13 protein-coding genes and 1 pseudogene are annotated in these 13,760 nt (G+C 43.9%); 6 read left to right on the top strand and 8 right to left on the bottom strand.

Annotated features, from left to right (window positions below; translation table 11 throughout):
- Positions 1-258: 258 nt before the first annotated feature.
- The 3 genes from QUF07_RS06910 to QUF07_RS06920 are packed head-to-tail and all read right to left on the bottom strand — an operon-like array spanning position 259 to position 1,946.
- On the bottom strand, positions 259-717 hold the full coding sequence (locus QUF07_RS06910) for a nitroreductase family protein (protein ID WP_217165328.1): 459 nt from the start codon (positions 715-717) through the stop codon (positions 259-261).
- A 32-nt stretch (positions 718-749) separates the two neighbouring features.
- Positions 750-1,595, bottom strand: a complete 846-nt coding sequence (locus QUF07_RS06915) for an aldo/keto reductase (protein WP_217165326.1) — start codon at positions 1,593-1,595, stop codon at positions 750-752.
- Positions 1,596-1,616: 21 nt separating this feature from the next.
- The gene (locus tag QUF07_RS06920) at positions 1,617-1,946 is read right to left on the bottom strand and encodes a hypothetical protein (RefSeq protein WP_217165325.1); all 330 of its coding nucleotides are present in this window, start codon (positions 1,944-1,946) and stop codon (positions 1,617-1,619) included.
- 159 nt (positions 1,947-2,105) lie between these two features.
- On the opposite strand from QUF07_RS06920, the gene hemH reads away from it, so the two are divergent.
- The 4 genes and pseudogenes from hemH to QUF07_RS06940 all read left to right on the top strand — a co-directional run bounded on the left by hemH (position 2,106) and on the right by QUF07_RS06940 (position 6,285).
- Positions 2,106-3,083, top strand: a complete 978-nt coding sequence (hemH, locus tag QUF07_RS06925) for a ferrochelatase (RefSeq protein WP_217165323.1) — start codon at positions 2,106-2,108, stop codon at positions 3,081-3,083.
- Positions 3,064-4,388, top strand: a pseudogene (locus QUF07_RS06930) (Nramp family divalent metal transporter). Before hemH ends, QUF07_RS06930 begins: the two are co-directional and overlap by 20 nt.
- A 138-nt stretch (positions 4,389-4,526) precedes the next feature.
- Positions 4,527-5,288: a flavodoxin family protein gene (locus tag QUF07_RS06935; RefSeq protein ID WP_217165318.1), complete on the top strand. Its 762-nt coding sequence runs from the start codon at positions 4,527-4,529 to the stop codon at positions 5,286-5,288.
- A 70-nt stretch (positions 5,289-5,358) separates the two neighbouring features.
- Positions 5,359-6,285, top strand: coding sequence for a nucleoside hydrolase (locus QUF07_RS06940; protein WP_289427061.1), 927 nt, complete (start codon positions 5,359-5,361; stop codon positions 6,283-6,285).
- An 88-nt stretch (positions 6,286-6,373) separates the two neighbouring features.
- Here QUF07_RS06940 and QUF07_RS06945 read toward each other — a convergent pair whose 3' ends face one another.
- From QUF07_RS06945 to QUF07_RS06960, 4 genes are all read right to left on the bottom strand, one after another.
- On the bottom strand, positions 6,374-7,414 hold the full coding sequence (locus QUF07_RS06945; protein ID WP_217163752.1) for an alcohol dehydrogenase catalytic domain-containing protein: 1,041 nt from the start codon (positions 7,412-7,414) through the stop codon (positions 6,374-6,376).
- Between the two features lie 469 nt (positions 7,415-7,883).
- Positions 7,884-8,654, bottom strand: coding sequence for an SDR family oxidoreductase (locus tag QUF07_RS06950; protein WP_217163754.1), 771 nt, complete (start codon positions 8,652-8,654; stop codon positions 7,884-7,886).
- 267 nt (positions 8,655-8,921) lie between these two features.
- Positions 8,922-9,326 carry a hypothetical protein gene (locus QUF07_RS06955; protein ID WP_217163756.1) on the bottom strand — a complete coding sequence of 135 codons (405 nt, stop codon included), beginning with the start codon at positions 9,324-9,326 and terminating at the stop codon, positions 8,922-8,924.
- Between the two features lie 212 nt (positions 9,327-9,538).
- Entirely contained in the window at positions 9,539-10,003 is a 465-nt protein-coding gene (locus tag QUF07_RS06960; protein WP_217163757.1) for a GNAT family N-acetyltransferase, read from the bottom strand.
- 117 nt (positions 10,004-10,120) lie between these two features.
- Here QUF07_RS06960 and QUF07_RS06965 point away from each other — a divergent pair, with 117 nt between their 5' ends.
- A complete protein-coding gene (locus tag QUF07_RS06965; protein WP_218043480.1) occupies positions 10,121-10,480 on the top strand; it encodes a YisL family protein in 360 nt (119 codons plus the stop codon).
- A 24-nt stretch (positions 10,481-10,504) separates the two neighbouring features.
- Complete coding sequence (locus QUF07_RS06970) at positions 10,505-11,239, top strand: sulfite exporter TauE/SafE family protein (RefSeq protein ID WP_217163758.1); 735 nt, start codon at positions 10,505-10,507, stop codon at positions 11,237-11,239.
- A 211-nt stretch (positions 11,240-11,450) separates the two neighbouring features.
- Here the strand turns inward: QUF07_RS06970 and QUF07_RS06975 are convergent, their stop codons facing one another.
- Positions 11,451-13,760 carry a glycoside hydrolase family 31 protein gene (locus QUF07_RS06975; RefSeq protein WP_289427062.1) on the bottom strand — a complete coding sequence of 770 codons (2,310 nt, stop codon included), beginning with the start codon at positions 13,758-13,760 and terminating at the stop codon, positions 11,451-11,453.

The following is a 13,760-nucleotide window of genomic DNA, read 5'->3' on the forward strand; positions in this document are numbered from 1 at the left end:
CCCGTAAATGTCTCGGATGGAAAACGCCTTATGAAATATTCTTTAATGTCGTGTTGCACTTAATTTGACAATTCAAGGTGAAAAAAGTAATGCATTCTGGTTTTGGAATGCATTACTTTTTTGGCTTAAATGGCCGGGATCAGCCGTTTGTCGCAAGTTTTATCAATGTAAGAATGGCAAAACAAGTTGCATTTATAAATACTTTGCCAACTAATGTCTCAGCCTCATTTGTTTTGTTGTAGAGCTAAAGAGCTCAAATTACTTCACGAAATTGGTCTTAATTCGGTCCAACGAGACTTCTCGCGGCGTAAACTTTTCGGTTGTCTGGCCAACTGTCAACCCAAACACTGGCGTGAAGCCTGTTGGAATCACACCGGCTGGGATTGAACTCAAGCCGCCCATATTATAGTTGGCGCCTAAGCCTTGATCTTCAGCGGCCAGTTCCATGTTGTGAACAATCGTGCCTGCAGAAACTTCCGCTGGTGCGCCGGCATCATTGGCGGAAACTACGATGACCGTTGGCGCTTCATAAATGCCACTCATTTTTGCCAAAGTTGCCGGATCTTGGATAACCGTCAATCGATAATGATCGTATTGGCCCATTGCAACAGGGCTGGCATTAGCAGCTGCCAGAATTTGGTGCAGTTGAAAGTCAGTAATTTGACCATTATATTCTCGAATTGCTTTTCTGGAGCGAATCATTTTTTGTGTTTCCATTAGAAAAACACTCCTTCGCTATTTTTTAGTCACTATTCAAATTCTTCGTATTCATTGGGATCTTGACCATCGACTCGGCCATCTGGTTTGGTTAACTGATTAATCGCTTGAATTTCGTCTGGGGTCAGCTTGAAATCAAAGATGTCCAAATTAGCCCGCTGATGGTTGAGGTTACTTGAACGAGGAATCGGAATGATGTTCCGGTGAGTATGCCATCTCAAAATAATTTGGCCGGCATTCTTGTGATACTTGGTAGCCAAGTCTTGAATAAGCGGTTCCTGTAACGCTGCACTCCCTCGACCCAGGGGACTCCAAGCTTCGGTGACAATTCCGCGCTCAAGATCTGCTTGTAGCATTCGTTCGTTATTCCAATAAGGGTGGGCTTCAATTTGGTTGACGGCGGGGGTGACCCCGGTTTCGCCAATGAGTCGATCGAGATGCGCCGGCTCAAAATTAGAAACACCGATTGATCGGATCAAGCCCCGCTCTTTAGCATCAATCATTGCCTGAAAGGCCTCAACGTAATGATCACGTTTTGGAAGCGGCCAATGGATCAAATAAAGATCAAAGTAGTCCAAACCTAAGCGATAGAGACTCTCTTGAATTGCTTTGGTTGCGTCATGATACTGGTGATACTTGCCTGGCAGTTTGGACGTGACAAAGAAATCTGAACGTGGGAGGCCAGATCGGCGAATCGCTTCACCAACCATTCCCTCGTTATCATAATTGGTTGCCGTGTCCAAGCCCCGGTAACCATCGTGAATGGCGGCTAGCACTTGCTGTAGGCCGTCACCGCCACGAATTTGATAGGTTCCTAATTCAATCTCTGGAATTTTAAAGCCATCGTTCATGATGACTGCTGGTACTTGATTTGCCATGGATAATTACCTCCATCAAAGTTATTTTTCTGGTTTTTTGTGAGTTGGCTGCTGTGGTTTCTTAGGCTTCGGACTCGTTGTGGATTGATGATCAGGTGTTTTGGGTTGATCTTTCAATTTCCTAACGGTAATGTACCACCCTACCTGCATTGACCGGTTGGGATTAATATATTCAACACTCAAACGATAATATTTAGCACAGGGACTTTTTTGGATTAACATATTCTTGGTTTCAAGCGCATCAGCTCTCGTATCAAAACGGAAGTTGCTATTTGTGCTGTAATTACTATGTTTGCCGGGTTCCTTATATTCTTGGTTAAAGAAATCCAGGTACTCCTTGGCATTGTTCAAGGGTTAATCACGTCCTTCCTCAATACTATTGTACTCAATAAATGAACCGATTTCATTGTTCAAGACAAAATGTTTCCTCTGACAGGTTTTTTTCTTGTGGCTAGCGTTTTTTTGAATTGATGAAAGCGATATAATCAAGACATAAGGGGGGGAATCGCGATGTCACAAAACGGGCTGTTACTGGTTAACCTGGGATCACCTAAATCACCAAGTACCAAAGATGTCAAAACTTACTTGAAGGAATTTCTAAGTGACCAAAATGTTGTTACCCTGCCAAAATGGTTTTGGCAGCCATTACTTCGCGGAATGATTTTACCGCTGCGAACTTGGCGGTCGGCTACCTATTACCGGCACATGTGGACCCAAGCAGGTTCACCGTTAACTGTGTATACTGAAATGATGCAGCGGAAGGTTCAGGCAATTTTGAAAGATTGGGACGTTCAGTACGCAATGAACTATGGGGGACCAACGATTGGGGATCGCCTGCGTCAAATGCAGGATAATGGGGATGACCATATTGTGGTGCTGCCCTTATTTCCGAATTACACGCAAAGTACCCATGATACGATCATCGAAAAAGTGAAAGCGTCTGGTGTGCCAACGACAATTATTAAGCATTTTGACGATCAGCCCACTTATCAAAAGATCCTGGCAAGCCAAGTGGACGAGTGCTACGTTCAAAAAAATTATGATACAGTGGTTTTCACGTATCATGGAATTCCGATGTCGATGATCAAAAAAGGTGATCCGTATGAGAAAGAGTGCCAGCAGACAACGGCCAACGTCCAAAAATATCTCCAACAAGTGCCTGACAATAAAGTTCTGACAGTTTTTCAATCTAAATTTGGGCCTATGCCTTGGCTGAAACCATATTTGAAAAACACATTGATGGAATTGGCTGCGACGGGCAAGCGAAATGTGTTGCTTGTCACGCCATCCTTTGTTGAAGATTGCTTGGAAACAATTGAGGAAAATAATGTTCAAAATTATCAAACGTTCAGGTCTAGTGGTGGCAAGGTATTAGATGCTGTGCCACCAATGAATGCCAGTGACGCCTTTTGTCAATTCATTGCGGATCTGAGCAAGCAAAAACTGTGCGAGAATCAGGGGGATGTCAATGAAGGAACAGCAAAATAAAAGTCTGGATGAAATTAATCGGAGTGTCAAGGTTCCTAGTGTGTACGAGTCATCCTTTCTGCAGAAGTTTTTGGCGTATAGTGGGCCAGGAGCATTGGTTGCCGTGGGGTACATGGATCCCGGTAATTGGCTGACGTCGTTATCTGGTGGGAGTCAATATCGATACGAATTGCTGTCGGTGCTATTAATTTCGATCATTGTGGCGATGTTCATGCAGACCTTGGCGATCAAGCTGGGGGTCGTTTCTCGACTGGACTTGGCCCAAGCGATTGCGACCAAGATTCCCCGGTGGGGGCGTTACATACTGTGGGTTATCAATGAAATTGCGATGATGGCGACTGACATGACCGGCGTTGTTGGCACGTCAATTGCATTAAAATTATTATTCGGGTTACCGCTGATCTTTGGTATTTTCTTCACTATTCTTGATGTTTTATTGGTCTTGCTATTTTTAAGATTTGGAATTCGGCGAATTGAATTTATTGTGCTTTTTTCAATATTAGTGGTGGGCGTGATTTTTGGGATTGAAGTTTTCCGGGCTCAACCAAACGTTGGTGAGATTCTTGGCGGCTTGGTTCCCACTTCAAGTATTGTGACGGATCACGAAAAGTTAGTGATGAGCCTGGGGATTGTGGGGGCAACCATCATGCCACATAATGTTTATCTGCATTCGTCGCTGGCGCAGAGCCGTCGATACGATTATCATGACCCCAAGCAAGTGAATGAAGCTTTGCGATTTGGTAAGTGGGATTCAAATGTGCATTTAATCGCTGCGTTTCTGATCAATGCGTTATTGCTCATCCTAGGGGGAACGCTGTTCTTCAATAAAAACGCAAACTTTTCCGCATTTCAGGATGTTTACCATGGGTTGCAAAATTCCGCCATTGTAGGGAGTCTTGCCAGCCCGTTAATGAGCCCTTGTTTGCGTTTGCGTTGCTGATCACGGGGATGATTTCATCGATCACCAGTACGCTAGCGGGGCAAATTGTGATGGAAGGTTACTTGTACATTCGGTTGCCATTGTGGGAACGGCGACTCTTAACCCGGTTTGTGACCTTGATTCCGATTTTGATCATTGGGTTCATCGTTGGCTTCAATGACGATACATTTGAGCAGATGATCGTGTTTGCCCAAATTGCGTTATCAATTGCCTTGCCGTTTACGTTGTTTCCCATGGTGGCGCTCACAAACAACCATGATTTGATGGGTATCCATACCAACCGATTATCAGTGACGGTAGTTGGTTACTTGTTAACGTCAATTATTACCGTTCTCAATATTCAATTTATTTTAGCAATTTTTTAGGACAGCTCCTCAAAGCAGAGATCTCCATGTAAGCACCTCGAACAAAAATTCCCAAACCCGGAATTTCCGTTCGAGGAGACTTACACTTCGATCTCTAACCGCTTTGATCTGCTTACTTATTTTTAGGGGGGTCTTATAGTGAAAGTACTTGGAATTTTAGGATCACATCGAAATGATGGGGTGACCGCTAAAATGCTGGAAACTGTGATGGCCGGGATAGAAGATCCGAACGAAGGCGAAATTATTTACTTAGAGGATTATCCATTTAAGCCGGACCATGGCGACAAGAAGGATCCAGTGTTAGATGAATTGGAACAAAAAATGCTCACTAGCGATGTCTGGGTGCTGGCGGCTCCAACTTATTGGGGTGGCTTGGCAGGCAAAATGAAAGATTTCTTTGACTGCATGCGCCAGCGGTTGGTCCGATTTGACCATACCGGGGCCACTCATCCCGATCGATTTAAAGACAAGCACTATTTAAGTATTACTGACTGTTATACCGGCGCGTTTGAAAACTGGGTCACCGGAGTTACCGACCAAAGTTTTCGAACAATCGATAAAGTGATGACTGCCGCTGGGGTCATTAAGGTTCACGAACTGGTTCTCACTCATACGTGGGGGCTTAAAGAGTTACCGGAAACTAAAAAGCAAACCTGTCTCAAGTGGGGCCGGCGACTAAACACTGTGAAGAAAAGGGATGACAGTACATTGAAACGATATATTGAATTATTCTTTATGATTGCGTTTATGGCCCTGCTGACGATGGGAATTCAGTTTGGCTTTAAATTAGTTCCCAGCCAGGGCTTTTGGCTGCGATACATATCCTTTGTGGTAATTTTTTATGTATTACTGGCATGTATTTTACACTTCTTTACAGTGGTCAAGCACCGGCGCCGTTGAGATTGGCTACTGATAGACTGGCCGCTCGGATTCCTGTATGATGAGATTAATAAACGAGGAGGACATTATTTTGAAAAATGTTTACTTTGACCATGACGGCAACGTCGATGATTTGGTCTCACTACTATTGTTGTTGCAAATGCCAGAAGTTAACCTTACCGGGGTTGGCGTGATTGACGCTGACGGCTATATTGAGGGATCCGTACCGGCTTCTCAAAAGATCATTGCCAGATTCGGTCATGGAAAAGAGATTTCCGTGGCTGCTTCAAATTCACGTGCGGTTCACCAATTTCCTAAAGAATGGCGGTTGAGTTCATTTTCATTTGATGCCTTTCCATTGCTAAATGAGCATGGCCCGGTAAAGGCAGAAGTTGCTGAAAAGCCGGCTCACATAGATATGATTGATAAGCTTCAAAATACCGAGGGCAAAACTGACTTAGTTATGACAGGGCCGCTAACTGATCTTGCTCGGGCGTTAGCAGTTGACCCAACCATTGTGAATAAAATTGAGCGGCTATATTGGATGGGCGGCACCATGCGGACTGAAGGAAACGTTCTGGAGCCTAAGCATGATGGGACGGCTGAATGGAATGCTTACTGGGATTCCGAAGCAGTTAAAACCGTTTGGGATGCTGATATTGATATTCAAATGGTAGGCTTGGAAAGTACCAACCAAGTTCCGTTGAATGCTGATGTCCAGCAGCATTGGGCCAGTCTCCGGCGTTATCCAATGATGGATTTAATTGGCCAAGGGTATGCATTGGTGTCATCATATGAAGCCAACTCAACTTATTATTTGTGGGATGTATTAACCACTGTGGCTAGTCAATACCCAGAGATGATCGAATCTAAGGATATTAAGGGTGATGTGATTGCTCATGGTCCAAGTGCTGGCAGAACCTTCGAAACGGAAACTGGGCGGCCAATTAATTTGGTGACCGAAGTTCGTGCTAAGAAATTCTATGACAAAATTGATGAATTATTGACTAAAGAATAGTTCGTAAAAAGTCCTATAAATAAACCCCAGGCCAAAAAATCGCGGCACTCGCTGATTTTTAGGTCTGGGGTTTATTTATACTAATCGGTTAGTCAACAACCACTAATGACTTGATCGCTTCTCGTTTTGCCATTGCTTGGTAAGCGGCATCAATATCGTCAAGATCAAAGCGTTGCGTAAAGACCTTGCCGGGATGAATATCACCATCTAAGACAGCCTTCAGAAGAACTGATTTATCGTAGGTTGTAACAGATGCTGGGCCACCAGCAACGGCTAAGTTACTGTAAAATGGACCGGTGAGATCAGTCTTTGGGGTATGCGGCAAGCCGACTCGACCAACAATTGCGCCAGGACGGGCAACTTTCATAGCTGTGTCCGTTGACAATTCACTACCGACACATTCTAAGACTACATCAGCCCCTGCATCATTCGTTAAACTCATGACTTTGGCAACCGCTTCGTCACCGCGTTCTGCGACGATATCAGTGGCGCCAAATTCAGTTGCCAGCTTTTGGCGGTCTTCGTGGCGGCTCATGTCAATGATTCGTTTAGCACCACGCATCTGGGCAGCAATCACGCCACAAAGGCCTACCGCACCGTCACCAACAACGACGACAGTATCGCCGGTTTTGACATTAGCGACGCGGGCGGCATGATAGCCGGTGGCCATGACGTCTGCTAAGGCCAATAGGGAATTGAGCATGCCATCACTATAATCTTCAGGCTTGCCGGGAATTTTAACTAGTGACCATTCAGCGTGTTGGTAGCGAACGTACTCAGCTTGGTAACCGGAACTAAAGTTATCGCGATGGCTTTGGCAACTGCCTTCATATCCGGCGCGACATGCGGCACAGTGACCGCAACCGTGAGTAAATGGGGCGATTACGAAATCGCCAGGCTTCACAGTGGTAATGGCTTGACCAACTTCTTCGACAATTCCAATTGCTTCATGGCCGCTATTTTCCGAATTTGGTTCTTTGGATTCAAGGTCCCGATAGGCCCACAAATCAGAACCACAGACGCAGGCTCGCAAGACGTGAATAATGACATCGTCAGCCTTATGAATGGTTGGCTTCTCAATGTTTTGAATTTCGACTTTTCCAGGTTTAACAAAGATGGTTGATTTCAAATTTCTATCCCCTTTGAATTTGTTTGGATACAAATTAAGTTTAACACAAGGGATGGGATGCAAAGAAAAAGAGCCGGCAAATGAGGTGATTTTCCGCCGACTCCTTTGAAATTAGTTCGTTGAATTAATGAAATGGGGCATGAGGCAGCCTCAATTGGACTGCTCCTCCAAGAAGTAAGTACTTTGGATAAATTCTAAACTCCGGAATTCCTCGGCTCCATTGCCGAATAGTGCTCCGCAAAGCAGAAGTCTACGCATAAGCACCAACAACAAAAATCCCCAAAAACGGGATTTCTGTTGATGGCGACTTATGCTCCGACTTCTAAGCGCTTTGCTCCGCACACTTTGATTAAACGTGTTCACCCAAGCAGCAATCTGCATGTAAGCACCTTTGGAAAAATTCCAAACCCAGGAATTCCTCCAAAGGCGACTTACACTCCGATTGCTAACCGCTTGGCCTCACACTCTATTACATTGATGTCCAGCCGCCATCCGCTGTAATCACTGCGCCGTTAACAAATTTGGATTGATCTGAAGCTAAGAACAAGGCAACTTGGGCGATTTGCTCTGGCTTACCACCTGGTGCGGTCATGCCGCCAATTGCGGTGAGAGCTTTCATGCCAAGTTCATCGGGATCATTAATGGTCTTTTGAATGTTAGTGGCAATATTACCTGGAGCAATCGCGTTTGCACGAATGTTATGGTAAATGCCATAAGTGGCAGCAATATTCTTCGTCAAACCAATGATGCCGTGCTTGGTTGCAGTATAAGCAACACCACCACGAGAGCCGAACAAGCCGCCGACGGATGCCATGTTAATAATTGTTCCGCCATCTTTTTGATCCAACATATATTTGATAGCTTCACGAGCAGCCTTGAATGGTCCAGTTAAGTTGATTGCCAATACTCGGTCCCAAATATCATCAGTCGTATTTTCAACCGTTTTAATATTATCAACGATACCCGCGTTATTAACTAAGATATCGACTTTGGAATAAGTATCAACCGTTTCCTTAACCATATTAACAATGTCATCTTCTTTGGCAACGTTGGCAATAACGGTGCTGGTTGAGTCACCTGCAGAATCAATTTCGGCTGCGGTTTGTTTCAAGCCGTCCGGATTGATATCTGCCAACATCACCTTGGCACCTTCTTTAACGAACAGTTCAGAAATTTGACGACCCATACCGGAACCTGCGCCGGTAACAATTGCAACTTTGTCCTTTAGTAAATCAGCCATAATGATCTTCCTTTCGATTAAAACTAAACGGTTATCTATATCAACACCTTTAGTTTATATATGGAAGCGCTTTATCGATTATTTTGAATTGTGGAAATTCCCGTTTGATTAGGAATTGCCAGTTGATTCAATCCATAAAAAAGCGGCTAACCTCCTGAGAAGGCTGCCGTTGGAAGATTGATGATGATTGATTAAATGCATAAATATAACTAAAAAGTTATTGGTAACTACAAGCTCACTCAGAAATTCTCATAATTCAATAACCGGCTACTTACTATTATCGATAGCGGACTGATTCGAAGTATAAACAATTCGATATTTCAAGACGTTAGTTGCTGTTTTGTTTGAATTAACTGACGTCCATTTTCCTTGGGCCTTCTGATAAATAAACTTCGGTGTTGTGCCACTCAGCTGAACAAAGTATTTCTGATCACCGGACTTGCGAACCCGATAAACTTTGGTTCGACTAGTTGGTGATAATTGTTCTGATGAAGGAGCTGTTTTGTTATAGGCGGTTACGGATTGCCTAATCATGTCTTTATACTGGTTGGTTTGGTGACTCTTCATGATGATACCGACGATTCCTGCAATCACAACTAACACCATAATTGATAACATGATCCACAAAACATTGGCCCGTTTAGCGTTTTGTACTTTTTGTTTTTCGTTCATTGCTAATCACCCCACGATATTAATATGTGCGATTCCATCCATGTCTAATTTAGCACAAGGTAGGATTGGTTGAAATGAATGTGACTAAACTAGATTGGAATAATAGGTATTTTGATTCTAATGGAAGTAGTTATCCGAGCTAATGATTATTGGTTGGAAAACACATGTGTTCCATTCTAGATTAGGAAAGCTGGTTTCCGGTTAATGACACATTAAAGATATTTCCGCAACCGAACCATATCCTTTAACACTAACTTGTTTTCGATAATGGGTTCAGCATAATTGCGAGTGAAAAAATCTTGATCAATCGCAACCAATCGGAAACCATTTTTTTGATAGACGTACAATTGGCCGAAGCTGGTGCTGCCAGTGCCAATTTCGATGACCCGATAATGACGATCTTTTGCCCAGTTGGTTGCGAAGTTTAGTAGCTTGCTGCCAATTCCTTGATTTTGGTAGGTGGACGCAACGGCAATATTGACGATTTCAATTGTTTCCGGTCGGGTTTCAATTAAAATTAAGACGCCGACCAAGACGCCGTTGATGTTGGCTTCAAAATTGATTGACCGTTTTAAATAAGTATCGACGAGCTGTTTGGCCGGATCAGCCGTTAGTAATAAGTCATAGTGCCGACTACTTGCTTGTGTAAAGGGCTGAATTTCCAATTGATTATTCATGAACTGACTCCTATCAACGGTTTTAAATTGATCATAAGCGCTGACGGTTATAAATCAACTGGGAAAGACTATAATGAACTTCGTACATTGCGAAAATATTTTAAGGAGGCCATTGTTTTGCTATGGATTAATATTCATTTAATTTCATGGGTCTTATTAGTTATTGCTGTTATTCTTGCCTTTTCTTTTAAGGATAAGTTGGCAACCATTTTTATGATGATTACCAGAGTCCTTTACATTCCGATTTTGCTTTCGGGTGGTTTCTTGGCTTGGTATCGGATCCCTAAAGCGCCAGTTAGCGGTATTGTGAAGCTGTTGTTAGGGATTGCTGTTATTGCACTTATTGAGATTAGTTTCGCTCGTAAAAGTCGGCATGCAGGGTCTAAGTCACTCTATTGGACCTTGATTGGGGTCTTCGTGGTTACCACGATCTTCGGCTTTTATTTGGCCGGCTGGTATCCAATTGCTTGGCGCTAAAATTAAGGTTGGAGGCTAATTCAAATGGATATTATCTTTTTGATTTTGGCTGGATTTATTATTGGGACAATTGTCATTACCCTTGGAGGTGGGGGAGCGGCGTACTACCTGGGGATTTTAACCACGATCTTTGGCTTGGGTCCGGCAAGTGCGGCTGCCACTTCTTTGGTAACCGCATTTCCATCCTTGCTCATTGGGTCGTACTCTTACTTTCGCCTTCACAAGATTCATTTTAAAATTGCCTGGCGAATGATTCTAGCAGCCGTTCCTGCCGTTATTGTGGGATCACTTGTCTCGCCATATATTCCCGAAAAGATTTATTCATACATCATCGGCGGTATTTTAGCCTACATCGGCATTCAGCTCTTATTTGAATCAAAGCAGACACCCAAACAAAGCAGAAGTGCCGTTGCGGTGATCTATGGCATTATCGGCGGCTTGATGGTTGGAGTTGGCGGTTTAAGTGGCGGCGGTCCCATTATGGCGGGATTGTTGGTCATGGGAGCCGACATGGTGACCGCCGCGGCAACCTCTTCACTGGTTTTGGTCACGATGACGTTTGTTGGCATTTGTTTTCACCTACAAGCGGGTAACGTTGATTGGCAAGTTGGCATTTGGATTATGCTTGGCGCAGTGTTGGGCTCATTTCTCGCACCGATCCTCCTCAATCGATTGAACCCAGCAAAGTTTACTAAGTATGTTAAGCCAATTTTGGGCGTCCTTTTGGTTGTGATGGGTGGCTTTACAGCATTAAAGTGACTGACTTGCCAAGGTAAAATTAAATGTGGCTGAGACATGAGTCGACAAAGCGTTTATAATGCCAATTTGGCTTTCCCTTCTTATATTGATAAAACTTGTGACAAACGGTTGATCCGAGAATTTAAGCCAAAAAAAGTCATGCATTCCAAAACCAGAATGCATGACTTTTTTCACTTAAATTCTGGGATTAAATCGCCTTTCGTCTCAATTTTTATTTTTCTTGGTAACGATTACTTGCAGCATCATAGCTTAAGATAACCTGTTTATCCGGCAACTCCACCGTAATCTTTTTGTACGCCGGTTTGAATCCATGATGGGGTAACTGAACTGATACCTGGTCATCATTTACGGATAGCGTATAGTGGTTGAATTCACCAGCTTGATACTTAAAGTCAGTGCCGTCATCTTGGTAATGATCGTAGCTACCTTGATCACCAAAGACTTTAAACGTCATGGTTTTATCAGGTTCGTCTGAAATATGGTCAACTGGATTTCCCCAAGGAAGGATTGTGTTCTTCTTGATGAACAATGGTAATTTATCCAGTGGGGCATTGACGACAATGTCTTGGTTGCCGGTATACTGGCGGTTATTCCAGAAATCAACCCAATCACCGGCCGGTAAGTAAACCAAGCGCTTGGTTTCCGACTTTTCGACAATTGGGGTAACCAAAACGCTGTCGCCAACCATAAATTCATCATTGAGATCACGCACCCGGGGATCATTGTCATAGTTTAAAACTAATGGTCGCATGACTGGGAGACCGCTCTTAGTGCCCTTCTCAAACAGATCATATAAGTAGGGGATGAAGCGATATCGTAGCTTGACGAATTTGCGATAAATTGAAAGGGTTGGTTCGCCAAAGCTCCAAGGCTCTTGATGACGAGTCCCCATGGCAGCGTGGTTTCTCATTAAGGGGCTAAAGACTGCTGCTTCAATCCAGCGGGTTAATAGTTCCGCGTTGGTGTCGGAGCCAAAGCCACCAATATCAGTACCGGCAAAGCTAAAACCACTCATGCCCAAATTACATAGTTGGGGAATCATCATTTGAATGTGGGGCCAAATACTACGATTGTCGCCGGTCCAAACGGTTGAATATTTTTGGGTGCCTGCATAAGCTGCCCGGGTGATAACGTAAGGCCGCTTATCTTGGTATTTCTTCAAGCCATCGTAAGTTGCCTTGGCCATATTGTGGCCGTAAACGTTGTGCATCTTCTTGTGGGTTGATTGCCTATCTTGATCGCTAAAGACAACCTCATCTGGAATGGGTCCTTCAAAGGAAGCCGGTTCGTTCATGTCGTTCCAAATACCACCAACGCCAATATCAGTTAGGAATTTGTCGTTGTGAGCCCACCACTTACGAACTTCTGGCCGGCCAAAGTCTGGGAAGGCGGAATCACCTGGCCAAACTTTATTGATGTAGACTTTGCCATCTGGTGATTTTACAAAGTAGCCCTTCTTAATGCCGTCAACATAAACATCGTAATCCGGATCCTTTTTAACGCCGGGGTCAATGATTGGGATCGCCTTAATCCCTTGCTTTTTCAAGCTGGTCACAAATTTTTTCGGATCACCTTGATATTTGTCCTTATCCCAGGTAAAGACCCGATAACCCCGCATGTAATCAACATCAAAGTGGATGGCGTCGCAGGGGATGTCGTACTTTTTCAAACTGTCAGCGATTTCTTGAACTTCTTGTTGGCTGGCACTGTAACCCCAACGAGATTGCTGATAACCAAGGGTCCACTTTTGTGGTAGTGGGACTCGGCCAGTTAAGTAGGTGTAATTGCTAATAACCTCTTTTAAAGTCTTACCACCGAGAACGTAGTAGTCAAGGTTGCCGTCAACAGCCGAGTAGAAGTAATAGTTGGGACTTTCTTTACCCATATCGAAGTGGCTCTTGTAAGGATTATCAAAGAAGAGCCCATAGGGATGGCCGTTCTTGAGCCCATACATGACTGGAATTGATTTGTACAACTTGGTAAAGTTCTCCATTTGGGGTGCCGGATTGTCGGTGTTCCAGTTATCATATTCAAAGCCGCGTTTATCCAAGTAACCGGTCTTATCTCCTAAACCGTAAAGGTGCTCATCGGCAGCGAGTGATTTAACGACTTGAAAATAGCTACTGTCGGCTCCAGTGGTTGAGCCGGAAACACTGTGACCTTCTGCTTCCACGAGGCGTTCATGGACTTTATCGACGCCCTTATCTAACAGTTGACGTTTGCCACGGTAGTCAATGGCTAATGGATTGCCAGTAGCGTCATAAATATCGACGTGTTGATCAGAGTCGATTTTTACTAATAAATCAGCTGTGGTTAATTCGTAGTGATCGCCGACGGCTTTGAGAGTAAAATCAGTGGGTTGTTCTTTTTTGCCCTCAATCGCATATGATTGACCAGGATCACCGCGGTTTTCAAATACCCGGATAATAGCAGATGTTAAGACGGATAACTGTAAGTCGTGATTTGGAAAGGCAAAGATGATTGTTTGCCCAGTTTGATTGTATTTTGGTAGTTGTGACAT

Origin of the sequence: Lentilactobacillus sp. TOM.63 (genome assembly GCF_030361045.1) — a bacterium.
Lineage (GTDB): Bacteria > Bacillota > Bacilli > Lactobacillales > Lactobacillaceae > Lentilactobacillus > Lentilactobacillus dabitei.